The following is a 24,637-nucleotide window of genomic DNA, read 5'->3' as shown; positions in this document are numbered from 1 at the left end:
ATGTCGCACGCCAGCCTCGCCGCCCGCCAGGCCAATCCGGCTACCGCCGCCGCCATCCTGCTGATCCTGTTCAATCCGCTGGGCATAGACCTCTACCTGTCCGCGCTGCCCATGCTGCAGCGGCAATTCCATGCCGATGCCTCGGCCAGCATAGGTGCCTTCGTGTTCAGCCTGGGCCTGGGCCAGCTGCTGTTCGGCCCGCTGGCGGACCGGCTGGGCCGCCGCCCGGTGGCGCTGGGCGGCCTGCTGGTCTACGCCCTTGCCTCGCTGCTGGCGAGCCGATGCGACACGCTGGTCAGTTTCCTGCTGGCGCGCAGTCTGCAAGGCCTGGCGGCCAGCGCCAGCGCGGTCTGCGCCTTCGCCATCATCCGCGATTGCTTTTCCGGCGACGCCGCCGCTCAGCGTTACAGCCTGCTCAACGGCACCCTGAACATCGTGCCGGCGCTGGCGCCGGCCTTCGGCGGCTTGTTGGCAGAGCGCTACGGCTGGCGCGCCTGCTTCTACCTATTGTCCGCCTCGGCCCTGGCGGCATGCGCGCTGCTGGCGGCCGCCATGCCGGAAACCCGTCCCCAGCGCCCGGAGCGGTCGGCCGGCATCCGCCTGGCCGAGTTGCTGGGCCATCCTGCGCTGTGGCGCTACGGCGCCTGCAGTTGCACTGCCCTGGGCCTGATCCTGAGCTACGTGACGCTGGCGCCCGGCGTGCTGATCGCGCGCGGCGGCCTGCCCGCCACCACCTTCGGCGTGCTGTTCGGCGGCAATGCCTTGCTGCTCATGGCGGCCAGCTTTGTCGGCCTGCGCCTGATCGGCCGCTTCTGCCAGCTGGCCGTGCTCAAGCTGGGGCTATGCCTGATGCTGGTCGCCGGCGCGCTTCTGCTGTTGCTGGCGGGCAGGCCAGAGGCCTGGCATTACCTGCTGCCGGTAGGGGTGCTGAGCGTGGGCTTCGCCTTCACCCTGGGGCCGGCCAGCAGCCTGGCGATGGGGCCGTTCGGCCATGCCGCCGGCCGCGCCGCCGCGCTGCTGGGCTGCGCGCAGATGCTGTTCGCCTCCGTCCTGTCCGGCCTGCTGCCCCAGTTGCCGTTGCCAGGCGAGTGGGCGCTGGCACTCGCCGTGCTGCCGCTCGCCGGCGGCTGTCTGTTGCTGTTGCGTTCGGCGCCTGCGCCGCAAGCCAGGGCGGCAACTGCCTGAATCGCTTGGGACATTCGCCGCGGCGCGAGTACAATCGCGGCTGTTCCCAAGATTGGCAGATTCATGAGCAAGCACATTCCGCGCAAGCGTTTCGGGCAGAACTTCCTGCAAGACGCCAGCGTCATCGCCGGCATCGTCCACGCGGTCAATCCGCAGCCGGACGATGTCGTGATCGAAATCGGCCCCGGCCTGGGCGCCATCACCAAACCGCTGCTGGCCCGCCTCAAGCACCTGCATGTGGTGGAAATCGACCGCGACATCATCGAGCGTCTGCGCGCCGAGCATTCGGCAGACAAGCTGACCATCCACGCCGGCGACGCGCTGGCCTTCGACTTCGCCTCGGTCAGCGACGCGCCGCTGAAGATCGTCGGCAACCTGCCGTACAACATCTCCACCCCGCTGCTGTTCCACCTGGCCACTTACGGCAACCGCGTCACCGACATGCACTTCATGCTGCAAAAAGAGGTGATCGAGCGCATGGTGGCGGAGCCGTCCACCGCCGATTACGGCCGGCTGTCGGTGATGCTGCAATACCGCTTCTACATGGAAAACATCCTGTTCGTGCCGCCGGAAGCGTTCTGGCCGCCGCCAAAAGTGGACTCCGCCGTGGTGCGGATGATCCCGGCGCCGGGCGCGCGCGGTGTGGCCCGCGACGAGGGCCTGCTGGAGAAACTGGTGACCCAGGCCTTCGCCCAGCGCCGCAAGACCCTGCGCAACAATCTGAAGGGCCTGGCCGACGTGGCCGACCTGGAGGCCGTGGGCATAGACCCCGGCCTGCGCCCGGAAAACCTGCCGGTGGAAGACTATGTTCGCTTGGCGAACCATTTGTCTGACAAAGGCATTTCGTCCTGACACGAATAAAAAATAACTGCATACTGTCGGACAAACACTACAAAGAAAGTCTAAGGCGCCGCCCTTGCCGCGGCGGCGCCTTCCTTCGCAAAGAGAGTCATAAGGAGAAACACTCATGCGTATTCGCGCTTCCGTCGTCGCCGGCTGCACCCTGGCCGCCCTCGCCGCCCTGGCCACTCAATCCGCCGCCGCCGCCGAGCTGACCGGCACGCTGAAGAAGATCAAGGATTCCGGCGTCATCGTGCTGGGCAACCGCGACTCCTCCATCCCGTTCTCGTACTACGACAACAACCAGAAGCCCATCGGCTATTCCGTGGACCTGGCTAACAAGGTAGTGGACGAGGTGAAGAAGGAATTGAAGATGCCCAATCTGCAGGTGCGCTATAACTTGGTGACCTCGCAGAACCGCATCCCGCTGGTGCAGAACGGCACGGTGGACCTGGAGTGCGGCTCCACCACCAATAACGCCGAGCGCGGCAAGCAAGTGGCGTTCTCGGTCGGCATCTTCGAGATCGGCACCCGCCTGTTGACCGCCAAGAACTCCGGCGTCAAAGACTTTCCGGACCTGAAGGGCAAGAACGTGGTCACCACCGCCGGCACCACCTCCGAGCGCCTGATCAAGTCCATGAACGCCAGCAAGAACATGGGCATGAACATCATCTCGGCCAAGGACCACGGCGAATCCTTCTTGATGCTGGAATCCGGCCGCGCCGTCGCCTTCATGATGGACGACGCGCTGTTGTACGGCGAAATGGCCAAGGCCAAGAATCCGTCCAACTGGACCGTGACCGGCAAGTCGCAATCGTATGAAATCTACGGCTGCATGCTGCGCAAGGACGACCCGGCCTTCAAGAAGGTGGTGGACACCGCGCTGGAAAAAACCTTCAAGTCCGGCGAAATCAACAAGATCTACGCCAAATGGTTCACCAGCCCGGTGCCGCCCAAGGGCCTGAACCTGAACTTCCCGATGTCCGACGAGCTGAAGGCGCTGTTGGCCAAGCCGACCGACAAGCCGGCCGAGTAACCTGCCTGGCCGCCAATGCGGCCTCCGCCCTGAAGCTTTGTCCGTCGCGCCGCCCGTCAGGGCGGCGGTTTGACCCTGCGCGGCCGCCATCCGGCCGCCGCGGGGAGCATTGATCGCCGCGCCGCCGCCCCGGCCGCGCGGTTGGGAGTGGTTGCAATGAATTATCACTGGGACTGGGGAGTCTTCTTCAAACCCACCGGCGTCGGCAGCGAAATCTATCTGAACTGGTTCGTCTCCGGCCTGGGCTGGACCCTGGCCGTGGCGCTTTCCGGCTGGATCGTGGCGCTCGTCGTCGGCACCGCGGTCGGCGTGGCGCGCACGCTGCCGCATCGCGGCCTGGCCGCCCTGGCCACCGCCTATGTCGAACTGTTCCGCAATGTGCCGCTCTTGGTGCAGCTATTCGTCTGGTACTTCCTGGTGCCGGACCTGCTGCCTCAGGGCGCGCAGGTCTGGTTCAAGCAGGACCTGGCGCCGGCCACCTCGCAATACCTGTCCGTCGTGGTCTGCCTGGGCCTGTTCACCGCCGCGCGCGTGGCGGAGCAGGTGCGCACCGGCATCGAGGCGCTGCCGCGCGGCCAGCGCAACGCGGCCATGGCCATGGGCTTCTCGCTGGGCCAGACTTACCGCCACGTGCTGTTGCCGCAGGCGGCGCGCATCATCATCCCGCCCTTGACCAGCGAGTTCCTGAACATCATCAAGAACTCGTCGGTGGCGTCCTTGATCGGCCTGATGGAGCTGCTGGCGCAGACCAAGCAGACGGCTGAGTTCTCCGCCAACCTGTTCGAGGCCTTCACCCTGTCCACCATCATCTATTTCACGCTGAACATGAGCCTGATGCTGATGATGAACGCGCTGGAGAAGAAACTGCGGGTGCCCGGCATGATGGGAGGCAAATAATGGATTTCAGCCAAATCATTCCGGCCATGCCGGGCCTGTCGCAAGGCATGATGCTGACCTTGAAGATGACGGCCGGCGGCGTGATCGGCGGCGTGGTGCTGGGCATTTTCCTGGCGCTGGCGCGGCTGTCCGACGTTAAGCCCTTGTCGGCGCTGGCCAAGTTCTACATCTATTACTTCCGTTCCATTCCGCTGCTGCTGGTGATTTCCTGGTTCTACCTGGCGGTGCCCATGCTGCTGAACTGGATCACCGGCAATCTGGAACCGGTGGGGGCCTTCACCTCCTGCCTGGTGGCCTTCGTCATGTTCGAGGCGGCCTACTTCGCCGAGATCGTCCGCGCCGGCATCCAGGCGATACCGAAGGGCCAAGCCAACGCCGCCTACGCCCTGGGCATGCGCTACCATCAGGTGATGCGCCTGGTGGTGCTGCCGCAGGCCTTGCGCAAGATGATGCCGCTGCTGTTGCAGCAGTCCATCATCCTGTTCCAGGATACCTCCCTGGTTTACGCTGTCGGCTTGATGGATTTCCTGAACACCGCCCGCTCCAAGGGCGACATCGTCGGCCTGCCGCATGAATTCCTGATATTCGCCGGCACGGTCTACTTCGTAATCAGTTTCGGCGCCTCCCGCCTGGTGAAGCGCCTGCAACAAAGGTTGGCTGTATGACTGCAATGATTTCGCTGAACAAGGTCAGCAAATGGTATGGCGACTTCCAGGTGCTGACCGATTGCACCACCGAGGTCGCCAAGGGCGAGGTGGTGGTGGTGTGCGGGCCGTCCGGCTCCGGCAAATCCACCCTGATCAAGTGCGTCAACGCGCTGGAGCCGTTCCAGCAGGGCGAGATCATCGTCGACGGCATCTCGGTGGGCGATCCGAAAACCGACCTGCCCAAGCTGCGTAGCCGCGTCGGCATGGTGTTCCAGCATTTCGAGCTGTTTCCGCACCTGTCCATCACCGAGAACCTGGCCATCGCCCAGATCAAGGTGCTGGGCCGCGGCCGCGACGAAGCCATGGCCAAGGGCCTGAAGCTGCTGGACCGCGTGGGCCTCAGGGCGCACGCCGACAAGCATCCCGGCCAGCTGTCCGGCGGCCAGCAGCAGCGGGTGGCCATCGCCCGCGCGCTGGCCATGGACCCCATCGCCATGTTGTTCGACGAGCCCACCAGCGCGCTGGACCCGGAGATGATCAACGAGGTGCTGGACGTGATGAGCGAGCTGGCGCACGAGGGCATGACCATGATGTGCGTGACCCACGAAATGGGCTTCGCCCGCCGCGTGGCCGACCGCGTGATCTTCATGGACCAGGGCCATATCGTCGAGGACTGCAAGAAGGAAGAATTCTTCGGCGATCTGGACGCCCGCAGCGAGCGCGCGCGACAGTTCCTGTCCAAGATCCTGCAACACTAAGACCCGCTCCACCCGATCCTGCCTCGCGCCTGGGATCAGGCGCGGTAGGGGGCTTAGCAGGCCGTTGAAAAACCAACAGCCATTCATTTGGTATAATCATCAACATCCAACGAACCGCGAAAGCACCCGATGAGAGGCGTCCGCAACGACAGTCAGACGAGCCTGTTCAGCTACATCCAGCTGGAAGATCGCATCCCGGCCAATCACCCGCTGCGCAAGATCCGCCAGATGGTCGATCTGGTGCTCGGCTCGATGAATGAGATATTCGACGGCTTATATTCCCGGGTCGGGCGGCCTTCGATTCCGCCCGAACATCTGCTGCGCGCCTCCCTGCTGCAAGTGCTCTACACCATCCGCTCCGAGCGGCTGCTGGTCGAGCAACTGGACTACAACCTGCTGTTTCGCTGGTTCGTCGGTCTTTCCGCCGATGCCCGCGTATGGGATCACTCGACCTTCTCGCAAAATCGCGACCGCTTGTTTACCGAAGACGTCGCCCGCGCCTTCTTCATTCGCGTACGCAGCCTGGCCGAGTGGGGCAAGCTCACCAGCGACGAACATTTCAGCGTCGACGGCACGCTGATCGATGCCTGGGCTTCGCACAAAAGCTTTGTTCACAAGGATGACGACACGTCCCCACCCGCAGGGCGCAACCCGGACGTCGATTTCCGGGGCGAGAAGCGAAGCAACCAGACGCATCAATCGCGAACCGATCCGGAAGCGCGACTGGCCCGCAAGAGCGCCGGCGACGCCAGCCGCTTGTGCCATATGGCCCATATCCTGACCGAGAACCGCAACGGTCTGGTTGTGGACGTCTCGGTGTCCGAGGTCAATGGCCACGCCGAAAACATCGAAGCGCTGAACCTGTTGCTGCGCAATGCCAAGAAAGGCAGCACCGTCGGCGCGGACAAGGGCTATGACACGCCTGCTTTCGTGAACGGCTGCCGAGGCTTGGGCATTACGCCGCACGTGGCGCGCAAGCGTGTCGGCAGCGCCATCGACAGCCGCACCACGCGCCATGAGGGTTACGCGATCAGCCAGCGGCGACGCAAACGGATCGAGGAATGCTTCGGCTGGCTGAAAACCGTCGGAGGCCTTCGCAAAACCAAACTGATCGGCCGGGCCAAACTGGCCGGGCAAACTTTTTTAGCGTTTGCGACCTATAACCTGATCCGCATGGGCAGCCTGTCCGGTTGCTGGGGCGGATCGCATGTATAGGGCGTATTGCGCCCAAAATCGCCGGATAACCGGCAAACAGCCTGAAAACTCAGGCAGAGAACGGATTTATGGGCATTCAGCCCGCTGAAACCGCCCATTTTTGTTCATACGGAAATGGGTTGGGGCAAGATCGACGTGTTTTTCAACGGCCTGTTAGCGTCGACAAGCGGCGCCATGTCCGCTCCCCAGCCCGGCCGCCAGCCGGGCTTTTTCATCGCTGGCGTCATGGCACAGGGCGCTTGGCCGGGCTTTGGCCCCATTTTTGCAACAGCCGCTTGCAAGAAAAGCAATAAATGCTCCATGCATTCCTTAACGGTACTAGCATGGCCAAAAATATCGCCGGGTCCATTCCGTGAAGAAATTGATCGCCCTGCTGCTGCTTGCCCTGTGCAGTCAGTCCGCGCTGGCGGCGCCAGAGCTGGTCCTTGCCTACAGCGTGTTCGAACCGTGGAAACGCCTGGACGCGCATGGCCTGCCGGCGGGACCATATGCCGACATCGTGCGCGAGCTGGCGCGCCGGCTGAAACTGCCGCTGCGCTTCGCGCATTGCCCGCTGTCGCGCTGCCTGGCCATGATGGAGCAAGGCCGCGCCGACCTGATGATAGGCGTGCGGCCCACGCCGGAACGATCGCGCTATCTGGACTTTCTGGAACCGGCGTTCGCCAATGGCGACCATCTGGCGTTTTATCAGCGCAGCGACGACAACAGCGTCATCGCCCGCTACGAGGATCTGCACGCTCGCCGCGTGGGCGTCTCCGAAGGCGTCAGCTATACCCCCCGCTTCGACGGCGATGCCCAATTGCGCCGCGACGCCAGCCCCGGCATGGAGTCCGGCTTCCGCAAGCTGGCGCAAGGCCGCGTGGACGTGTTGATCGTCAACAGCAGCCAGGGCCGCGAACTGGCGGCCCGGCCGGAGTTCGCGGGCAAGGTGAAGCGCGCCGTCCTGACCCTGGACGACCACCACCCCAACCGCCTGGCCCTGGCGCGGCGCTCGCCGCTGCAGCCGCAAAAGACCCGCATCCAACAAGCCCTGCGCGGCATGGTGGCCGACGGCACCATTGCCCGCCTGCTGTCGGCCACGCCGTAGTCTATCCGCCAGGACACTGGCCGCGAGCGGTGGCGGCTGGCATAGTAGAGTTTTCGCACTCTCACCGCAGGACGTCACGCCATGCAAGACCAACACGCCTGGTCCGGCCGTTTTTCCGAGCCGGTTTCCGAACTCGTCAAGCACTACACCGCCTCCATCGGCTTCGACTACCGTCTGGCCGAGGTGGATATCGCCGGATCGCTGGCCCACGCCGCGATGCTGCACCGATCGGGCGTGCTCAGCGACGCCGACCTGGCCGCCATCCAGCATGGCATGGACGACATCCTGGCGGACATCCGCGCCGGCCGGCTGGAATGGAGCGTGGACCTGGAAGACGTGCACATGAATATCGAGCGCCGGCTGACCGACCGCATCGGCGACGCCGGCAAGCGCCTGCACACCGGCCGCAGCCGCAACGACCAGGTGGCCACCGACATCCGGCTGTGGCTGCGCGGCGAACTCGACGCCACCGTCCATCTGCTGTCCGAGCTGCAAAAGAGCCTGCTGGACCTGGCGGAGGCGAACGCCGATACGGTGATGCCGGGCTTCACCCACCTGCAGGTGGCGCAGCCGGTCACCTTCGGCCACCACCTGCTGGCCTATGTGGAAATGCTGGCGCGCGACGCCGAACGGATGCAGGACTGCCGCAAGCGCGTCAACCGCCTGCCGCTGGGCGCGGCGGCGCTGGCCGGCACCACCTACCCGATAGACCGCCACTACACCGCTCAGCTGCTGGGCTTCGACGACGTCTGCCACAACTCGCTGGACGCGGTGTCCGACCGCGACTTCGCCATCGAATTCGCCGCCGCCGCCAGCCTGGTGATGATCCACCTGTCGCGCTTGTCGGAAGAGCTGATCCTGTGGATGAGCCCGCGCGTCGGCTTCATCGACATCGCCGACCGCTTCTGCACCGGCTCGTCCATCATGCCGCAGAAGAAGAACCCGGACGTGCCGGAACTGGTGCGCGGCAAGTCCGGCCGCGTCGTCGGCCACCTGATCGCGCTGATCACCTTGATGAAGGCGCAGCCGCTGGCCTACAACAAGGACAATCAGGAAGACAAGGAACCGCTGTTCGACACCATGGACACCCTGCAAACCACCCTGCGCATCTACGCCGACATGATGCGCGGCGTGACGGTGAAGCCGGAAGCGATGCGCGCGGCCGTGCTGCAGGGCTTCGCCACCGCCACCGATCTGGCAGACTACCTGGTCAAAAAGGGCCTGCCCTTCCGCGACAGCCACGAGGTGGTGGCGCTGGCGGTGCGCCACGCCGAGGGACAGGGCGTGGACCTGGCCGACCTGCCGCTGGCCCAATTGCGCGAATTCTCGGCGCTGATCGAGGACGATGTGTTCGCCGTGCTGACGCCGGAAGGCAGCCTGGCCCAGCGCGACCACGTAGGCGGCACCGCGCCGGCCCAGGTCAAGGCGCAGATCGCCCGCCACCGCGGCCGGCTGGGCTGAGTCTCCCCGTTACGCCCTCCCGCTGGAGGGCGTTTTGATTTTCCGCCTCCGCGCAACGCCATCTCGCCATGAATCCTCTGCATCCCCGCCGCCAGCATCGCCTGTCCCATCTGCTGGCCAGTTTGCTGGTCGCCGCCTTGCCGCTGCTGGCCATCGCACCCACCCTGCTGTGGCAGGAAAAGCGCGACCTGGCCGAACAGGCGCGGCGGCAAGCGGAGCAAGCCAGGAGCCAGCTAGACGAGATTCTGGACCAGGCCGCGCTGGCCAGCCGCGCCATCCAGCCGCTGGCCGGCAGCGATTGCGCCAGCGCCGCGCCCGAACTGCGCCGCCAGGCCACCATCGTACCCTTCGTGCGCAGCACCGGTTTGCTGCGCGACGGGGCCATCTACTGCACCTCGCTGTCCGGCGCCATCCCGCATCCCAAACCCTACTCCAGCCCTTTTGTCGGCGGCGCCTTGCGCCTGCTGCCCGGCAACCGCACCACGCCGGACGTGCCGCTGATGCACTTCCGCACGGCAGGCCCGCATGGCGATACGCTGGCCGCCGTGGACGGCCGCTATCTGCAGCTGGCGCTGCAGGACGCCAGCGACGGCGCGCCGGTCTACCTGATCGTAGGCGGGCAATGGCTGGGGCCGCGCCTGGCCGGCGCCGGCCAGCCGCCGCTGCCGGCGCAAATCCAGATCCGCCTGTCATCGACGCGCTACCCCTACGCCGTCGCCACCGGTTACGCGCTGCCCGGCAACCGCGAATGGCTGTGGCGCCGCCATGCCGCGCTCTTGCTGGTGGTGGTGGCGCTGAGCCTGCTGGCCGGCGGCGCGCTGTATTGGCTGCTGGGCCGGCCGGCCTCGCCCAGCGACGAATTGCGCCGCGCGCTGGAAAACGATGAGTTCGAGGGTTTTCTGCAGCCGCTGGTCAAACCCGGCCAGGCCGGCTGGCAGGGCGCCGAGACGCTGATGCGCTGGCGCCACCCGCGCGAAGGCCTGGTCCGGCCCGACCTGTTCATCCCGCGCGCCGAGGAAAGCGGCCTGATCGTGCCGATGACGCGCGGCATGATGGACAGGCTGATCCCGCGGCTGGCGCCGCTGCGGCTGCCGGCGGGCTTCCACCTCGGCTTCAACATCAGCCGCGCGCACCTGGACGACCCAGGCTTCTTCGACGACTGCGCCCGCTGGCAGCGCGCGCTGGCGGCACGCGGCGCGGTGCTGACGCTGGAACTGACCGAACGCGAGATCATCGCCATCACGCCAGAGGTGGAGGCGCTGTTTCAAAGGCTGCACGCGCTGGGCGCGAAGATCGCGCTGGACGATTTCGGCACCGGCCACTCCAGCCTGGTCTACTTGCAGCAACTGGCGGTGGACGGGCTGAAGATAGACCAAAGCTTCGTCGCCGGCATCGGCAGCGACGGCTTGTCCGCCCATATCGTCGACAGCGTGGCGGAGCTGGCGGCCAAGCTGGGCCTGGATACGGTGGCGGAAGGCGTGGAAACCGCCGCCCAGTTCGATTACCTGGCCCAATTGGGCGTGGGCTGGCTGCAGGGCTATCACATCGCCCGCCCCATGCCGCTGGACGAGTTCATCCGCCGCTGGCGCGCCGGCGACACCTGGAATGGGTAAGATAGATTGCCTCAACAATGCCGCATGCGTAAACTGCCCGGCATCGCGCCGCCCGCGGCGTTTCACTTTGGCAGAACCATGCAAGCGAAAACCATAGGCATTGCCGGCGTCACCGTGCCCGGCGCCGTAGACTGCCTGTCCAAGATGCACCGCCTGTGCGCGGGCCGTTTCCCACCCCTTCATCACCCGCGCTTCGTTTTGGATCAGCCCGACTTCGGCGCGGTGCACCAGGCGCAGGACGACGACCGCTGGGACCGCGTAGCCGACTCCATCGTCGGCTCGCTAGATCGGCTAGCCGGCGCCGGCGCCGAACTGGCGGTGATCCCGGCCAACACCGTGCACCTGGTGGTGGACGACATCCGCGCGCGCTCCCCCATCCCGCTGATCAGCATGCTGGACGTGGTGGCTGAGGCCTGCGCCGCGCGCGGCCTGAAGCAAGTGGCGATACTCGGCACCCGCTGGACCATGGCGCGCCGGCTATATCAAACGCCGCTGGCCGAGCGCGGCATCACGGAGATCATCCCGGACGAGGCGCAGCAGGCGCTGATCCAAAACGCGATCTTCGCCGAGCTGGTGCCCACCGGCGGCGCCAGCGCAGTCACCGTGGCCGCGCTGCTGGAAGTGGTAGAGGCGATGAAGGCCCAGGGCTGCGACGGCGTGGCGCTGGCCTGCACCGAGCTGCCCCTGGTCCTGAACGACGCCAATTGCGGCGTGCCGGCCATAGACACCACCCTGGTGCTGGCCGAAGCCGCGCTCAACGCCGCCTGCGTCTAATCCGGCTGGGCCGCGCGCCGGTACTCGCCCGGCGGCAGGCCCGCCAGCCGCTTGAAGGCGCGCTGGAAGGCGGCGTCGCTGTCGTAGCCCACCCGCGCCGCCACCTCGGCCAGCGATAGCCGGCTTCCGCTCAGCAAGGCCCGCGCCCGCTGCATGCGCCAGCCGGTGAGATGGTTCAGCGGCGTATCGCCTACCCGCTGGCGGAAATGACGGGCGAAGGCCGAGCGCGACATGCCGGCGCGCGCGGCCATGCTGTCCAGCGTCCACGGCGCGGCCAGATCGTCATGCAGCGCGCGCAACACGGGCGACAGCCGCCTATCCGCCAGCGCGCCCAGCCAGCCCTGTCCCTGGCCCGACAGGCAATGAATGCGCAGCGCCTCGATCAGCAGCACGTCCACCAGTTTTTGCACCACCAGCCGCGAGCCCAGCCCCGGCTCGGCGTTCTCGCGGGCGATCATCTCCAGCGCCGCCTGCAGCAGCCGCGCCCGCTCCGCGTCCAGCCGCACATGCAGCACCGGCGGCAGCATGTCCATCAATGGCGCGCCGGCGGCGGCATCGAACACGAAGCGGCCGGACACGATGCCGGTTTCCTCGCCGTCGCCGCCGAAGCGGATCACGCCGTCGCGACGGCCGTCGAATACGGTCTCGCACGGCAAGGCCTGACGGCCTGGCGCGTCCATCAGGCAGAAACGCTGGCCGCCGCTGACGATGAACAGATCGCCCGCTTCCACATGCAGCGGTTCGGCCTGGCCCGCTCCGGCCAGCCAGGCCTGGCCATGGGCGACAATGCCGAAGCGCGCCGACACCTGATGGGCGAAGTCTATTCCCCACGGCGCGCGGGCCTCCAGCCGAGCATACAGCGCGCTCTGCACCCGCATCGCGGCAAACAGGTCTTCCAGCAAGTCCATGATGAGACTCCGGCACGAATGGTGAAAAAACGGATACGGCCAATCATTCATCATCTCCGCGCGCCGCGGCAAGATGTTCCTGCGATATTTCACGCAAGGACATCCGCAATGCAAAGCTACCGTTTTTCCCGTTTCGGCTCGCTCGATTCCCTGCGCATGCAGGACGAAGCCATGCCCGCGCCCGGCCGCGGCGAAGTGCTGGTCAAAGTGCATGCCAGCTCTTTGAACTACCGCGATCTGGCCCTGCTGCACGGCCATTACCCAATGAGCTGGAGCGACGGCCTGGTTCCGCTGTCCGACGGCGCCGGCGAGATCATCGCGCTGGGCGAAGGCTGCCGCCGCTTCGCCGTGGGCGACCGCGTCTGCAACAGCTTCTTCCCGGAATGGTTCGGCGGGCCGTTTCCGCTGGAGCAGGCCGCCCGCCAGTACGGCAGCAATCTGGACGGCTGGTTGTGCCAATACAAGACGGTGAGCGAGGAGGCGCTGGTCCGCGTGCCGGACCATCTGAGCTACGCCGAGGCCGCCGCGCTGCCCTGCGCCGCGCTGACCGCCTGGACCGCGCTGACCGGGCCGCAGCCGGTCAAGGCCGGCGACACGGTGCTGACCCAGGGCACCGGCGGCGTGTCCTTGTTCGCGGTGCAGCTGGCCAAGCTGATGGGCGCGCGGGTGATCGCCACCACCTCCAGCGCGGACAAGGCCGAGAAATTGAAGGCGCTGGGCGCGGACGAGGTGATCGATTACCGCGCCGCGCAGAATTGGGGCGAGCGGGCACGGGCGCTGAGCGGCGGCGGCGTGGACCGCATCATCGAAGTGGGCGGCCAGGGCACCCTGGAACAATCGCTGGCCGCCATCGCCGTCGGCGGCGAAATCGCCGTGATCGGCTTCCTGGACCAGGGCGGCGCGGCGCTGGACTTCATGCGCTATTTCATGAGCGGCGCCACGCTGCGCCGCATCGCCGTGGGCCACCGCGAGGGCATGGAGGCCATGCTGCGCGCCATCGGCCAACATAAGCTGCGGCCGGTCGTCGATCAGGTTTTCTCATTTGGCGAGGCGCGCGCGGCTTTTGAGCATTTCGACGCGCGCCGCCATTTCGGCAAGGTGGTGATCCAGCACTAGAAATCGTGCCCGCCGCCAGTGTGGCGGGCACGCCTAGCCGGTCTTGCGCCAGCGCGCGCGGCCGGCTTTTTTTGCATCCCGCATTTGCTAAGCCGGGTGCAAATATGTTACTAAAGTAACGTGATTTTCGATTCCGAATAGTTATGAGCCGCTCTCCACGTCACGACAAAATTCTGCAACTGGTCCGCGAAAACGGCTTCATGCCGATTGAAGAGCTGGCCCGTCTGCTCGACGTCACGCCGCAAACCATTCGCCGCGACATCAACCAGCTGTGCGAGGCCAATCTGTTGCGCCGCTATCACGGCGGCGCCGCGCTGGGCAACAGCGTGGAGAATGAGGACTACTTTGCGCGCAAAGGAAAGTTCCAGAGCGAAAAGGCCCATATCGCGGAAATGATCGCGCGCAGCATCCCGGACCACGCCTCGCTGTTCATGAGCATAGGCACCACCATAGAAGCGGTGGCGCAGGCGCTGACGGCCACGCACAAAGGCCTGCGCGTCATCACCAACAACATCCACGTCGCCTCCATCATGTCCACCAACCCGGACTTCACCGCGATGATCACCTCCGGCACCGTGCGCGCGTCTGACGGCGGCATCACCGGCGTGGCGACGCTGGACTTCATCAACCAGTTCAAGGTGGATTACGCCATCATCGGCGTGTCCGGCATAGAAACCGACGGCTCGCTGCTGGACTTCGACTACCGCGAAGTGCGCGTGGCCCAAGCGATGATGAACAACGCCCGCCACCGCTATCTGGCCGCCGACCACAGCAAGTTCGGCCGCAACGCGCTGGTGCGCATGGGCCACATCAGCGAATTCCACACCGTATTCACCGACGCCATGCCGCCGGAGCCGGTCAGCAAGCTCTTGGAAGAGCACAGCGTGCGCCTGGTGCTGTCCGAGGCCTGAGTCCACATCCTCATCCTGTTTCGCGAAACCCGGCCGCTGGCCGGGTTTTCTCATTGCGGCGGCGCAGGCCGCGCCATACCGCCAGCAGCGCGGGCTCGCCCACGGCGCTGCCCGCGCAAACCTTAGCCGGCGCTCAGCCCGCAAACACATGCGCCGCCATGTAGTCGATAAAGGCGCGCAGCCGCGGCGGCATGGCCGGCGTGGACGGCCAGAGCAGATACAGATTGCCGCTGCGCCGCACCTGGGGCGTCTCCAACGCCAGCAGCGCGCCGGAAGCCAGCTCGCGGCGGATGGAGAAGTCCGGCATGCAGACAATGCCCATGCCGCGCTCGGCCAGCTCGATCAAGGCCTCGCCGGTATTGCAGCTGGCGCTGACCGGCGGTTCCGCCTCTTCGCCGTCCGCCAACACCAGCGGCCATGGCAGCAGCTTGCCGCTGCTGGGAAAGCGGTAGTGCAGGCAGCGATGACGCGCCAGATCAGTGGCTGCGCGCGGCGCGCCGTATTCCTGCAAATACGCCGGCAACATTTTGGCATGATTTTGAGCTATGCAACAAAGTCCATTTGCATTACTTTACATGAGCCGCCTAATGCAGAGTTAAGCGGCAGACCCGCCGCACACAAAATTCTCAGAGCCCAGCATGCACCGGACCGGTGAGGCTGTCTGCTTGAACGACGAGTTAGACAGCATCTTTTTTACCTCGCGCCATTGAGAACAACAGCACTGAAAGCACGACCTCAGTGCCTCCACCTACTGCCGCCGCTAGCGCCGGTGCCGCGCTAGCCAGCGCCAAGGCAATGCCCAGCGAACAAAGCGTGCCACCCGCCCACCAAAAAGCACGAAGCCCGTAAAGGGTTTGAAAAGTGAAGTAGCGCCCTCCGATCATGAGCAACATTGACGGATAGAACCACTCCGGCCTTAACACCTGTATTCCGAAGGCCACTGCTATACCTGCCAAGAGCCAAAACGTGCCCTCCAATGCGAGCTTTCCGAGCGGATTGTCAGCACTGTGCTTGGCTTTAGCACCCAATGCCCGGCACACAACGAGCGATAGCGGAAAAATGACTGTGCCACCAAGCAATAACGACCACACTCCAGCCTTAAAGCTGACAAAGGAAGCAAACAAAGCGGAAATAACCCACACTGCACCGGACACTGACACCCCAGGAGCACCCCACAGGTAAGCAGAACGCATGTCAGCCTGTGCGTCTTCGAAGCTACTTGAGATCATATAAATGTTAGTGCTGTCTAAGTTGTAATTAGCCACCCGGAACATCGAGTGAAAACCACCAGATTGGTGGTGTATGAAAATTATGCGACAAAGTTTGCATGTCAAAATAATGACAATGCCATATTTGCGTGATTCTTGCAAGGACCTAAAATTGGACGAAACACGCTACTTGGCTGGGGCGATGCCGTATCCCCCGAGTCATTGATGGGTGTTTTGCATATGGCTTTGGCACATTGTGCTGGCACGCCCGTGAAACCCCGTAGCGCAGCTTGGCCGCAGGCGGTTCCCGCGATTTGCCCGTAGCCCCCCGCGCCCTACAACTGGCGCATCACCGGCAGCTCTCCCGGCCGGCCCAGGAAGAAGCCCTGATACAGTTCCACGCCTAGCGCGCGCATCGCTTCCAGCTGCTCGGCGGTTTCCACGCCTTCCACCAGCATGCGGCAGCCTATCTGCCAGCCCAGCTCCAGCAGCGCCGGCAGGCGCTGGGTTTCGCCCGCCATGTAATCCAGCAGCAGGCTGCGGTCTATCTTGAGGATGTCCGGGCACAGCTCGCTGGTCTTGCCGTGGCGCGAGCCTAGCGCGCCGAAGTCGTCCACCGCCAGGCCGAAGCCCATGTCTGAGGCGTGACGCAGGCCGTCCAGCAGGGGCGCGCCGTGGTGCTCCACTTCAAATTCCGGGATTTCGAAAATCACGCCGCCGCTGTCCAGCTCCACGGTCTGCAACAGGGTTTTCAGCATGGGCAGGTGGCTGCGGCCGCTATGGTCTTCCTGCACCGTGGCGGCCAGCAGGTTCAGGGTCAGGCAGCCGTCCTGGCTGCTTTGGGCGAAGTTGCGCACGTGGATCAGCCGCGCCAGCCGGTCCGCCAGCTGCGCCTGTTCCGGCGGCAGGCCGCCCAAGTAGCGGTCCGGCGGCTGCCATTCTCCGCCCTCGTCCACCACCCTGAGCAGCGCTTCGTAGCCGAACAGGCTGCCGCCCTTGTAGAAAATGGGTTGGAAGACGCTGAAGAAGCGATGGCCGGCCAGGCTGGCGCAATAGCGGCCGGAGGCGTCGCGGAACAGCGCGCCGTCGGCCAGCGGGGGCGGGGAGAGTTGCATGAAGCATGCCGTCTAGTGGACGCGATGCTTCAGCATAGCAAAAATACGTATCCAGACTATTCGGCCACATGCAGCTGGGTGCCGCTCTCCTGCATGAGGCGGGCGATGGCCGGCGGCACCGGCTTGTCGGTGAACAGCGCGGCGATCTGGCTGAGCCGGCCCAGCTCCACCAGCGCCGGCCGGTCGAACTTGCTGTGGTCCGCCGCCAGGAACACCTGGCGCGATTGCTGGATGATGGCCTCGGTGGTGCGCACCTCGCGGTAGTCGTAATCGCGCAGCGTGCCGTCGGACTCGATGCTGGACACGCCGATGATGCCGTAGTCCACGCGGAACTGGCGGATCATCTGCACCGTCGCCTCGCCGGTCAGGCCGCGGTCGCGCTTGCGCAGCGAGCCGCCCAGCACGATGACCTCGCAGTCCGGGTAATCGCACATCTGCTCGGCCACGTGCAGATTATTGGTAATGACCCTGAGGCCGCGATGGCGATGCAGCGCCTTGGCCACTTCTTCCGTGGTGGTGCCCAGATTGATGAACAGGGACGCGTTGTCCGGAATGTGCCGCGCCAGGCAGTCGGCGATGCGGCGTTTTTCTTCTATGCACAGCACCTGGCGCGCCTGATAGGCCACGTTCTCCACGCTGGACAGCACGCTGGCGCCGCCATGGTAGCGCTGCAGCTGCTGATGCTCGGCCAGGAGGGCGATGTCGCGGCGTATGGTCTGCCGGGTGACGGCGAAATGATCGGCCAGTTTTTCCACGCTGACATAGCTGTCGCGCCTGACCATGTCCAGCAGCTCTTGTTGTCTTTGATTCAGGATCAGCATGCTTGTCGGTTTCTCCCCTTTGCCGGGGATTGTAAGCGATTTGCTCTAATCCAGCAGCGCGGCCACGGCCTCGGCGATGGCCAGGCAACTGGTCAAGCCCGGCGACTCGATGCCGAACAGATGGATTAGGCCTGGCACGCCATGGGCCGCCGCGCCCTGGATGACAAAGTCCGCGTCCGGCTGCCCCGGCCCGGCGATCTTGGCGCGGATGCCGGCATAGCCGGGCGCCAGCGCGCCGTCCGGCAACTGCGGCCACCAGGCGCGCGCCGCGCGGTAGAAGGCCTCCGCCCGCGCCGGGTCGACGCGGTAGTCCACGCCGTCCACCCATTCCACGTCCGGGCCGAAGCGCGCCTGGCCGGAGAGGTCCAGCGTCAAGTGGCTGCCCAGGCCGCCGGCCTCCGGCAAGGGGTAGATCAGCCGCGAAAACGGCGCGCGGCCTTGCAGCGAAAAATACACGCCGCGCGCGTAATGGGCCTGCGGAATCGAATCGGCGGGTAGGCCGGCGATGGAGCGCGCGACACCGGGCGCGAACAGGCCGGCGGCGTTGACCACCCGGTCCGCGATCAGCTCCATGCCGGCGACGCGCAGCGCGATGCCGTCAGCGGTGGCCGCCCCGCCCTCCAGCGGCGAGCCCAGCGCCAGCTGCGCGCCGGCCGCCTCCGCATCGCCCAGCAAGGACAGCATCAGCGCGTGGCTGTCGACGATGCCGGTGGACGGCGACAGCAGGGCGGCCGCGCAATCGAGCGCCGGCTCCAGCGCGCGGGCCTGCTTGGCGGAAAGCCGCTGAATATCGTCCACGCCATTGGCGCGCGCCTGCTTCTCCAGCGCCTCCAGCTTGGCCAGCTGGCCCTCATGGCTGGCGACGATCAGCTTGCCCAGCCGCAGGTGCGGAATGGCACGCTCGGCACAGTAGCGGTACAGCAAATCGCGGCCCGCCACGCACAAGCGCGCTTTCAGGCTGCCCGCGGGATAGTACAGGCCGGCGTGGATCACCTCGCTGTTGCGGCTGGAGGCGTGCTGGCCCATGGCCGGCTCCGCCTCGATGATCACCACCTCGCGCCCGGCCTCGGCCAGCTGCTTGGCCACCGCCAGGCCCACCACGCCGGCGCCTATCACCACGCATTCCACACGCTCCATGAACGGTCTCCGCTAGGATTCAGACGATATCGCGCCGCATCGCCACGCGATGGCGCAGCCCGGCCGCCGTCTCGGCGCGCAAGCGCTCCGCCAGCGCGCTGCCGGCAGGCGGCTCGAACGCCATAAAACCGCGGCGGCGATAAAACGGCGCGTTCCACGGCAGGTGGGAAAAAGTGGTCAGTGTGACGCCGTCGAAGCCGGCTTGCGCGCTGTGGGCAAGCACATGCTCCAGCAGCGCGGAGCCGATGCCGCGGCGGGCGTGGTCCGGGTCCACGTCCATTTCGGCCAGATGCAGCTGGCCATCCAGGATTTCCGCCAGCGCGAAACCGACCGGCTGGCCGGCGTCGTCCGCCACCCACAGCAAGCCGGCGTCGCGGGCGGCGCTCAGGATCTCGGCCGGCAAGGTGCGCTCGCTGAGCGCGGAAGGCAGATCGTCCGGCGAAAACAACCGCGCGGCGCGGCGCTCGATTCGCGCCAGCCACGCCAACTCGTCCGCCTGGGCCGGGCGGATGCGCAAGCCGTTTTCTATCATGTGGTCCTTAGTTGTTCGGCGGCCAGCGCGCCCAGCCGGGCGATGGCCGCCTGCTGCGCCGCGTCCCAAGGCTGGCCGAAATTCAGCCGCAGACAGTGGCGGAAGCGGGGCTCGGCCGAGAACAGCATGCCCGGCGCGAAGCTGATCGACTCCTTCAGCGCGGCTTCCAGCAGCTTGCCGCTGTCCAGGCCCGCTGGCCCTTCCACCCACAGCAAGAGGCCGCCGCGCGGCCGCCGCACCAGGGTGCCGCGCGGGAAGGACCCCAGCACGGCGTCGGCCACCCGCTCCATCTGCCCGGCCAAACGCGCGCGCAGCTTGCGGCTGATGCGGCCATAGTCGCCGCTGGCCAACAAGTCGGCCAAGGTGCCCAGCAGCAAGGCCGGGCTGACCAGGCTGCTGCTGGCGCGCAGCCGCTCCAGCGCCGCGTGGTGGCGGCCGCCGGACAGCCAGCCCAGACGGAAGGACGGCGCCAGGCTCTTGGTGAACGACGCGCAGTAGATCACGTCGCCGTCGCGGTCCCAGGCCTTCAGCGGCGTCGGCCGCGGGCCGCCGAAATACAGCTCGCCGAACACGTCGTCCTCGATGATGGCCACGCCGTGGCGGCGCGCCAGCGCCAATAGCCGCTTTTTGTTGTCGTCCGGCATCAAGGCGCCGGTGGGGTTCTGGAAATTGGTCACCGTCACCAGGCAGCGCACCGGCGGGCCGTATTGCAGCGCGAATTCCAACGCTTCCAGCGACAGGCCGGCATCCGGCGTGCACGGGATTTCCAGGGCCTTCAGCCCCAGCGCGGCCAGCGTCTGCAGCAGGCCGAAGTAGACCGGCGTCTCCACCGCCACCGTGTCGCCGGGCCGGGTCAGGTGGCGCAAGGCCAGGCTGATGCCCTCGGTGATGCCGTTGCAGAACAGGATTTCGCCGGCGGGCAGGTCGAGCTGCCAGCCGGCGGCCAAACGGCGCAGCTGGCCGCACAATCTATCGTGCAGCGCCGCCGGCAAATAGGCGCCGATCAGTTCCGGCTGCCGCTGCAGCGTTTGCTGCAACCGCCGCGCCAGCTCCGCCGCCGGATACAGGCTGTGATGCGCCTCGGCCATGTGCAGCTGCACCGCCACATCGGAGGAAGACAGCGCCACCAACTGCGACATGCGGCTGTCCATATCCACCAGCGTGGCGGGCGAGGGCAGGGCGCGGGCTTGGGCTTGCCCTTCGGACTGCGCCGGCAAGGCGGCGTAGAAGCCGGCGCGCGGCCGCGCCACCACCCGCTGCCGCTGCTCCAGCCAGCGGTAGGCGGCCAGCGCAGTCAGGCTGTTGACCCCGTGATCGGCGGCCAGCCGCCGCACCGAGGGCAGCCTGCCGCCGGGCGGGAACTCGCCGCCGTCTATGCGCGCCAGCAGTTGCCGCGCGATGTCCTGATATTGATGCATGGCTTCAGTCGACGATGAACAGCTTGGCGCCCTGCGGCGCGCGGGAGCGGTGGGCCTCCGCCTGGTCCGCCACCTGGTAGCTCATGCCGGGCGTGAGGATGAAGACGCGGCCGTCGTCCAGCTCGGTATGCAGCTCGCCCTCCAGGCACAGCAGGATGTGGCCCTTCTCGCACCAGTGGTCGGCCAGATAGCCCGCCGTGTACTCCACCATGCGCACCCGGATGTCGCCGAACTGGCGGGTGCGCCAGTAGGCGCGGCCCTGTTCGCCAGGGTGCTCGGTGGCGGGGATATCAGACCAATCGGTGACGCCGAAGGGAATGCCGGTCAGCCGCATGCTGGGCTCCTGAAAATGGCTGTTATATAGAACAGATGCGGATCAGCATAAACTGTTTGGCCCGCTTGTGGGAGGGCGACCGGCCGGCGCGTGGCACGCTGGCGACATTCGCATCGACAAGAAAGCAAGACCCATGAGCTTTTGGCGCACCCTGCGGCGCGACGCCGCCCCCTCCGCCCTGCTGGCCGCCGCGCTGGCCTTGATGGTCGGCTTTTCCGGCCCGTTTCTGATCATCGTCCACGCCGCCCAGTCGGCCGGCCTGAGCCAGGCGCAGCTGGCCTCTTGGGTGTGGGCGGTATCCATAGGCTCAGGCGTGGCCGGGCTATGGCTGAGCCTGCGCTGGAAAGCGCCGGTGATCACTGCCTGGAGCACGCCCGGCGCGGCGCTGCTGCTGGCCGCCCTGCCCGGCGTGCCTTACCCGGAGGCCGTGGGCGCCTTCCTGGCCGCCGCCGCCATCGTCACCCTGGTGGGCGCCAGCGGCTTGTTCGATAGGTTGATGGCGCTGTTCCCGCCGGCGCTGGCGGCGGCCTTGCTGGCCGGCATCCTGTTTCATTTCGTCGGCGAGGTGGTGAGCGAGGCGGCGGGCCATCTCGGCCTGGTGCTGGCCATGGCGGGGCTGTTTTTCATCGGCCGCCGCTGGTTTCCGCGCGGGGCCTTGCTGGCGGCCATCGCGGCGGGCGCGGCGCTGTCGGCGGGCGAGCTGCATGCGCCGGCCGGCGCATCGCTGCATGCCATCGCCGTGCCGCTGTTCACCTGGCCGGCCTGGTCGTGGTCCGCTTTCGTCAACCTGGCCTTGCCGCTGGCCCTGCTGGCGCTGACCAGCCAGTTTCTGCCCGGCATGGCGGTGCTGCGCGCCTTTGGCTATAACGTTCCGGCCCGCTCGCCGGTCAGCGCGCTGGGCGTCGCCTCCCTGCTCACCGCGCCCTTGGGCGGCCACGGCGTGACCTTGGCCGCCATCATCGCCGCCATCTGCACCGGGCCGGAAGCGCACCCGGACCGCAGCCGCCGCTATGTGGCCGGCGTGTTCTGCGGGCTGATCTACATCGCGATGGGCATGATGGGCGGCGCGCTGGCGGCGCTGGCGCTGGCCTTGCCCAAACCCTTGCTGGTGACGGCGGCCGGCTTGGCGCTGTTCGGCACCCTGGCCTCGTCGCTGAGCGCGGCCGTCGCCGATGCCGAACATAGAGAGGCGGCGCTGCTGACTTTCGTGGTGGCCGCCTCCGGCGTCAGCTTCGCCGGACTGGGCGCGCCGCTGTGGGCCATGCTGGCCGGCGGCCTGCTGTGCCGGCTGCTGGCGCCGCCCAAGTCTTTGTCGGACAAGGCGGAAACGGCGGCCGCGCGCTAGCGTTCCGGCTGGCCGCCGCGCGCCGGGCGTGTTAAGTTAGGAAATTGTATACAATCCGCGCGGCATCCCGCCGCGCGCCAAGGAGAAAACATGTTCGCCCCCTCCGTCTACGCCCAGCGCCGCGCCCGCCTGCAGCAAGCCGGCCTGTCCGGCCTGTTGCTGTTCGTCGGCAACGTCGATTCGCCGATGAATTACCACGACAACACCCTGCCCTTCGTGCAGGACTCCAGCTTCCGATATTTCTTCGGCCTGAACGAGCCCGGCCTAGCCGGCGCGATCGACGCCGACAGCGGAGAGGCGGTGTTGTTCGGCAATGACCCGGACGTGGCGGACATCGTGTGGACCGGCCCCTTGCCGTCCCTGGCCGAGCGCGCCGCGCTGGCCGGGCTGCAGCGCAGCCGGCCGTACGCCGAACTGGCGCAGGCCGTGGCCGATGCCCGCGCCGCCGGCCGCCCGGTGCGCTACCTGGCGCCGTACCGCGGCGAGACGCTGATCGAGATGGGCCGCCTGCTGGATACGCATCCGGCCGAAGTCAAGGCAGGTTTCTGTCCCGAGCTGACCCGCGCCGTGGTGGCGCTGCGCGAGATCAAGGGCGAGGAAGAAATCGCCGAGATGGAAGCCGCGCTGGGCGTGACCCACGCCATGCACATCGCCGCGATGCAGAACGCCAAGCCCGGCGTGGTGGAATACCAGGTGGTGGGCATCATGGAAGGCATCATGCGCCGCCATGACTGGCAGCTGGCCTACCCGTCCATTTTCTCCAAGCGCGGCGAAGTGCTGCACAACCATGGTCACGCCAATGTGCTGCAGCAGGGCGACCTGGTGCTGAACGACACCGGCTGCGCCAGCGGCGGCGGCTACGCCAGCGACATCACCCGCACCTTCCCGGTGGGCGGCAAGTTCTCCACCCGCCAGCGCGAGCTGTACGACATCGTGCTGGAGATGCAGGAAGCCTCCATCGCCGCCATCAAGCCCGGCGTCAAATACCAGGACATCCATAAGCTGTCCGCCGCCGTGATGGCGGAGCGCATGGCCGCGTTGGGCTTCTTCAACGGCAAGGCCGAAGACATCGTCGAATCCGGCGCCTACGCCATCGCCTTCCCGCACGGCCTGGGCCACCAGATCGGCATGGATGTGCATGACATGGAAGCGCTGGGCGAAGACCTGGTGGGCTACGGCGAAGGCGCCGAGCGCAGCCAGCTGTTCGGCCTGGGCTATCTGCGCCTGGGCAAGCCCTTGAAGGCCGGCATGGTGGTGACGGTGGAGCCGGGCGTTTACTTCATCCCGGCGCTGATCGAGGCCTGGGAGAAGGAAGGCCGCCACAGCCAGACCATCAACTACGCCAAGTTCCGCGAATACGCCGATTTCGGCGGCATCCGCATCGAGGACAATGTGCTGGTGACCGCAGACGGCAGCCGCGTGCTGGGCGAGCCGATTCCGAAGACGGTGGAAGAGATTGAAGCCGTGATGGCGATGTAAGCGCCGTCTTCAAAACGCATCGCAACCGCGCCGTCAGGCGCGGTTTTTTCATTGCTGGACTTATCCACTGCCGCAGCCGCGCCCCGAATTTATCCACACCCCGCAGTTTGCTCGCCCCTGCGTCTCCCAAATTGCCCTGCCGGACTGAAACATCGCTGTCGTCTTGTGCGTCGACATTAAATTTAAATGTCATTTAAATTTAATAGCGTAGACTTTAGTTGCTTTTTGAATTTTATGCATAAAAATCATATTTTCAATTCAATTGTCATTGTCTATAAATTCCCTATCCCGGCTATCTGACCAGATCGCCGCCCATCCGAATGGAGCCAAGCGCATGAAAAAAGAACACGCCGCCTGTCCCAGCGCCGACTTCCACGCCAACGGCCAGCGCGTGTTCGGCATGCTGGGCGGCAGCGCGGGCGATCGCCGCATCATTTATCTGAAGCAGGCCATGCCGGTGGAGCAGATCGACGCCGCCAAACTGAACGGCATCGCGCCCGGCGAAGTGTTCCGCACCGCCGGGCCATGCGCCGGCGGCAAATGCGCCCACCACGACGCCGCCAGCGAGCAATGCACGCTGGTCAACCGCATCATCGACAAAGTGTCCCCCATCAGCGAGGAACTGGCTTACTGCGCCATCCGCCCAGACTGCGTGTGGTGGCACCAGCATGGCCAAGACGCCTGCATGCGCTGCGCGCGCGTCATCACCCAGGATTTGCAGGCGCCGTCGGGCATCGCCGAGGCGAGAGTGCCGCCGCGCCGCGACGCCGCGCCTTCCCAGTCATAACAAGAGCGGCGCC

25 protein-coding genes are annotated in these 24,637 nt (G+C 66.1%); 16 read left to right on the top strand and 9 right to left on the bottom strand.

Translation table 11 applies throughout. From position 1 onward, the window contains the following. The 11 genes from FYK34_RS17535 to FYK34_RS17485 all read left to right on the top strand — a co-directional run bounded on the left by FYK34_RS17535 (position 1) and on the right by FYK34_RS17485 (position 11,513). Positions 1-1,185 (top strand): Bcr/CflA family efflux MFS transporter, encoded by a 1,185-nt coding sequence (locus FYK34_RS17535; RefSeq protein ID WP_149298690.1) that lies wholly within the window; start codon positions 1-3, stop codon positions 1,183-1,185. A 63-nt stretch (positions 1,186-1,248) separates the two neighbouring features. After that, positions 1,249-2,037, top strand: coding sequence for a 16S rRNA (adenine(1518)-N(6)/adenine(1519)-N(6))-dimethyltransferase RsmA (gene rsmA / locus FYK34_RS17530; RefSeq protein WP_149298688.1), 789 nt, complete (start codon positions 1,249-1,251; stop codon positions 2,035-2,037). A gap of 115 nt (positions 2,038-2,152) precedes the next feature. Further along, positions 2,153-3,061, top strand: a complete 909-nt coding sequence (locus FYK34_RS17525) for a glutamate/aspartate ABC transporter substrate-binding protein (RefSeq protein ID WP_149298686.1) — start codon at positions 2,153-2,155, stop codon at positions 3,059-3,061. A 156-nt stretch (positions 3,062-3,217) separates the two neighbouring features. Next, entirely contained in the window at positions 3,218-3,958 is a 741-nt protein-coding gene (locus FYK34_RS17520; RefSeq protein WP_149298684.1) for an amino acid ABC transporter permease, read from the top strand. Further along, on the top strand, positions 3,958-4,623 hold the full coding sequence (locus tag FYK34_RS17515; RefSeq protein WP_149298681.1) for an amino acid ABC transporter permease: 666 nt from the start codon (positions 3,958-3,960) through the stop codon (positions 4,621-4,623). Before FYK34_RS17520 ends, FYK34_RS17515 begins: the two co-directional genes overlap by 1 nt. 5 nt (positions 4,624-4,628) lie before the next feature. Beyond that, the gene (locus FYK34_RS17510; RefSeq protein WP_149300062.1) at positions 4,629-5,363 is read left to right on the top strand and encodes an amino acid ABC transporter ATP-binding protein; all 735 of its coding nucleotides are present in this window, start codon (positions 4,629-4,631) and stop codon (positions 5,361-5,363) included. A gap of 129 nt (positions 5,364-5,492) precedes the next feature. Next, positions 5,493-6,578, top strand: a complete 1,086-nt coding sequence (locus FYK34_RS17505) for an IS5 family transposase (protein ID WP_149296396.1) — start codon at positions 5,493-5,495, stop codon at positions 6,576-6,578. A gap of 352 nt (positions 6,579-6,930) precedes the next feature. Further along, positions 6,931-7,665: a substrate-binding periplasmic protein gene (locus FYK34_RS17500; protein WP_149298679.1), complete on the top strand. Its 735-nt coding sequence runs from the start codon at positions 6,931-6,933 to the stop codon at positions 7,663-7,665. Positions 7,666-7,746: 81 nt separating this feature from the next. Further along, positions 7,747-9,126, top strand: coding sequence for an argininosuccinate lyase (argH, locus tag FYK34_RS17495; RefSeq protein ID WP_149298677.1), 1,380 nt, complete (start codon positions 7,747-7,749; stop codon positions 9,124-9,126). Positions 9,127-9,194: 68 nt separating this feature from the next. After that, positions 9,195-10,739, top strand: a complete 1,545-nt coding sequence (locus tag FYK34_RS17490) for an EAL domain-containing protein (protein ID WP_149298675.1) — start codon at positions 9,195-9,197, stop codon at positions 10,737-10,739. 24 nt (positions 10,740-10,763) lie between these two features. Continuing rightward, on the top strand, positions 10,764-11,513 hold the full coding sequence (locus FYK34_RS17485) for an aspartate/glutamate racemase family protein (RefSeq protein ID WP_149298673.1): 750 nt from the start codon (positions 10,764-10,766) through the stop codon (positions 11,511-11,513). Here FYK34_RS17485 and FYK34_RS17480 read toward each other — a convergent pair. Beyond that, complete coding sequence (locus FYK34_RS17480; RefSeq protein ID WP_168209792.1) at positions 11,510-12,421, bottom strand: AraC family transcriptional regulator; 912 nt, start codon at positions 12,419-12,421, stop codon at positions 11,510-11,512. The two genes, FYK34_RS17485 and FYK34_RS17480, sit on opposite strands and share 4 nt — an antisense overlap. A gap of 108 nt (positions 12,422-12,529) precedes the next feature. Between FYK34_RS17480 and FYK34_RS17475 the strand changes: the two genes are divergently transcribed. Together FYK34_RS17475 and FYK34_RS17470 are read left to right on the top strand one after the other, a co-directional pair. Continuing rightward, the gene (locus FYK34_RS17475) at positions 12,530-13,537 is read left to right on the top strand and encodes a zinc-dependent alcohol dehydrogenase family protein (RefSeq protein ID WP_149298669.1); all 1,008 of its coding nucleotides are present in this window, start codon (positions 12,530-12,532) and stop codon (positions 13,535-13,537) included. 143 nt (positions 13,538-13,680) lie between these two features. Then, positions 13,681-14,448, top strand: coding sequence for a DeoR/GlpR family DNA-binding transcription regulator (locus FYK34_RS17470; protein ID WP_149298666.1), 768 nt, complete (start codon positions 13,681-13,683; stop codon positions 14,446-14,448). 133 nt (positions 14,449-14,581) lie between these two features. On the opposite strand, the gene FYK34_RS17465 is transcribed toward FYK34_RS17470, so the two are convergent. The 8 genes from FYK34_RS17465 to FYK34_RS17430 form a co-directional block, all read right to left on the bottom strand. After that, entirely contained in the window at positions 14,582-14,974 is a 393-nt protein-coding gene (locus FYK34_RS17465) for a LysR substrate-binding domain-containing protein (protein WP_149298664.1), read from the bottom strand. A 151-nt stretch (positions 14,975-15,125) separates the two neighbouring features. Next, on the bottom strand, positions 15,126-15,818 hold the full coding sequence (locus FYK34_RS17460; RefSeq protein WP_196782530.1) for a DUF7010 family protein: 693 nt from the start codon (positions 15,816-15,818) through the stop codon (positions 15,126-15,128). A gap of 173 nt (positions 15,819-15,991) precedes the next feature. After that, a complete protein-coding gene (locus tag FYK34_RS17455) occupies positions 15,992-16,771 on the bottom strand; it encodes an EAL domain-containing protein (RefSeq protein ID WP_149298662.1) in 780 nt (259 codons plus the stop codon). Between the two features lie 56 nt (positions 16,772-16,827). Next, positions 16,828-17,592 carry a DeoR/GlpR family DNA-binding transcription regulator gene (locus FYK34_RS17450; RefSeq protein WP_149298660.1) on the bottom strand — a complete coding sequence of 255 codons (765 nt, stop codon included), beginning with the start codon at positions 17,590-17,592 and terminating at the stop codon, positions 16,828-16,830. A 45-nt stretch (positions 17,593-17,637) separates the two neighbouring features. After that, positions 17,638-18,729 (bottom strand): NAD(P)/FAD-dependent oxidoreductase, encoded by a 1,092-nt coding sequence (locus FYK34_RS17445; RefSeq protein ID WP_149298658.1) that lies wholly within the window; start codon positions 18,727-18,729, stop codon positions 17,638-17,640. A gap of 19 nt (positions 18,730-18,748) precedes the next feature. Continuing rightward, positions 18,749-19,261, bottom strand: a complete 513-nt coding sequence (locus FYK34_RS17440; protein WP_149298656.1) for a GNAT family N-acetyltransferase — start codon at positions 19,259-19,261, stop codon at positions 18,749-18,751. Next, entirely contained in the window at positions 19,258-20,679 is a 1,422-nt protein-coding gene (locus FYK34_RS17435; RefSeq protein ID WP_149298654.1) for an aminotransferase-like domain-containing protein, read from the bottom strand. Before FYK34_RS17435 ends, FYK34_RS17440 begins: the two co-directional genes overlap by 4 nt. Positions 20,680-20,683: 4 nt before the next feature. After that, a complete protein-coding gene (locus FYK34_RS17430; RefSeq protein ID WP_149298652.1) occupies positions 20,684-21,013 on the bottom strand; it encodes a DHCW motif cupin fold protein in 330 nt (109 codons plus the stop codon). A 133-nt stretch (positions 21,014-21,146) separates the two neighbouring features. On the opposite strand from FYK34_RS17430, the gene FYK34_RS17425 reads away from it, so the two are divergent. From FYK34_RS17425 to FYK34_RS17415, 3 genes are all read left to right on the top strand, one after another. Beyond that, positions 21,147-22,358, top strand: a complete 1,212-nt coding sequence (locus FYK34_RS17425; protein ID WP_149298650.1) for a benzoate/H(+) symporter BenE family transporter — start codon at positions 21,147-21,149, stop codon at positions 22,356-22,358. A gap of 90 nt (positions 22,359-22,448) precedes the next feature. After that, positions 22,449-23,837, top strand: a complete 1,389-nt coding sequence (locus FYK34_RS17420; RefSeq protein WP_149298648.1) for an aminopeptidase P family protein — start codon at positions 22,449-22,451, stop codon at positions 23,835-23,837. 334 nt (positions 23,838-24,171) lie between these two features. Next, entirely contained in the window at positions 24,172-24,624 is a 453-nt protein-coding gene (locus FYK34_RS17415) for a nitrogen fixation protein (protein WP_149298646.1), read from the top strand. Positions 24,625-24,637: the final 13 nt, after the last annotated feature.

The organism is Chromobacterium paludis (assembly GCF_008275125.1).
Classification (GTDB): domain Bacteria; phylum Pseudomonadota; class Gammaproteobacteria; order Burkholderiales; family Chromobacteriaceae; genus Chromobacterium; species Chromobacterium paludis.
This window is presented reverse-complemented; position numbering and strand designations above follow the sequence as displayed.

What these genes read in the sequence shown, in the direction of transcription:
- FYK34_RS17485 (WP_149298673.1), top strand. Translation starts at nt 10,764, where the DNA reads ATGCGTAAACTGCCCGGCATCGCGCCGCCCGCGGCGTTTCACTTTGGC.
- FYK34_RS17440 (WP_149298656.1), bottom strand. Translation starts at nt 19,261, where the DNA reads ATGATAGAAAACGGCTTGCGCATCCGCCCGGCCCAGGCGGACGAGTTG.
- FYK34_RS17465 (WP_149298664.1), bottom strand. Translation starts at nt 14,974, where the DNA reads ATGTTGCCGGCGTATTTGCAGGAATACGGCGCGCCGCGCGCAGCCACT.
- FYK34_RS17445 (WP_149298658.1), bottom strand. Translation starts at nt 18,729, where the DNA reads ATGGAGCGTGTGGAATGCGTGGTGATAGGCGCCGGCGTGGTGGGCCTG.
- FYK34_RS17415 (WP_149298646.1), top strand. Translation starts at nt 24,172, where the DNA reads ATGAAAAAAGAACACGCCGCCTGTCCCAGCGCCGACTTCCACGCCAAC.
- FYK34_RS17535 (WP_149298690.1), top strand. Translation starts at nt 1, where the DNA reads ATGTCGCACGCCAGCCTCGCCGCCCGCCAGGCCAATCCGGCTACCGCC.
- FYK34_RS17475 (WP_149298669.1), top strand. Translation starts at nt 12,530, where the DNA reads ATGCAAAGCTACCGTTTTTCCCGTTTCGGCTCGCTCGATTCCCTGCGC.
- FYK34_RS17510 (WP_149300062.1), top strand. Translation starts at nt 4,629, where the DNA reads ATGATTTCGCTGAACAAGGTCAGCAAATGGTATGGCGACTTCCAGGTG.
- rsmA (WP_149298688.1), top strand. Translation starts at nt 1,249, where the DNA reads ATGAGCAAGCACATTCCGCGCAAGCGTTTCGGGCAGAACTTCCTGCAA.
- FYK34_RS17470 (WP_149298666.1), top strand. Translation starts at nt 13,681, where the DNA reads ATGAGCCGCTCTCCACGTCACGACAAAATTCTGCAACTGGTCCGCGAA.
- FYK34_RS17455 (WP_149298662.1), bottom strand. Translation starts at nt 16,771, where the DNA reads ATGCAACTCTCCCCGCCCCCGCTGGCCGACGGCGCGCTGTTCCGCGAC.
- FYK34_RS17435 (WP_149298654.1), bottom strand. Translation starts at nt 20,679, where the DNA reads ATGCATCAATATCAGGACATCGCGCGGCAACTGCTGGCGCGCATAGAC.
- argH (WP_149298677.1), top strand. Translation starts at nt 7,747, where the DNA reads ATGCAAGACCAACACGCCTGGTCCGGCCGTTTTTCCGAGCCGGTTTCC.
- FYK34_RS17515 (WP_149298681.1), top strand. Translation starts at nt 3,958, where the DNA reads ATGGATTTCAGCCAAATCATTCCGGCCATGCCGGGCCTGTCGCAAGGC.
- FYK34_RS17490 (WP_149298675.1), top strand. Translation starts at nt 9,195, where the DNA reads ATGAATCCTCTGCATCCCCGCCGCCAGCATCGCCTGTCCCATCTGCTG.
- FYK34_RS17525 (WP_149298686.1), top strand. Translation starts at nt 2,153, where the DNA reads ATGCGTATTCGCGCTTCCGTCGTCGCCGGCTGCACCCTGGCCGCCCTC.
- FYK34_RS17450 (WP_149298660.1), bottom strand. Translation starts at nt 17,592, where the DNA reads ATGCTGATCCTGAATCAAAGACAACAAGAGCTGCTGGACATGGTCAGG.
- FYK34_RS17480 (WP_168209792.1), bottom strand. Translation starts at nt 12,421, where the DNA reads ATGGACTTGCTGGAAGACCTGTTTGCCGCGATGCGGGTGCAGAGCGCG.
- FYK34_RS17420 (WP_149298648.1), top strand. Translation starts at nt 22,449, where the DNA reads ATGTTCGCCCCCTCCGTCTACGCCCAGCGCCGCGCCCGCCTGCAGCAA.
- FYK34_RS17430 (WP_149298652.1), bottom strand. Translation starts at nt 21,013, where the DNA reads ATGCGGCTGACCGGCATTCCCTTCGGCGTCACCGATTGGTCTGATATC.
- FYK34_RS17520 (WP_149298684.1), top strand. Translation starts at nt 3,218, where the DNA reads ATGAATTATCACTGGGACTGGGGAGTCTTCTTCAAACCCACCGGCGTC.
- FYK34_RS17505 (WP_149296396.1), top strand. Translation starts at nt 5,493, where the DNA reads ATGAGAGGCGTCCGCAACGACAGTCAGACGAGCCTGTTCAGCTACATC.
- FYK34_RS17425 (WP_149298650.1), top strand. Translation starts at nt 21,147, where the DNA reads ATGAGCTTTTGGCGCACCCTGCGGCGCGACGCCGCCCCCTCCGCCCTG.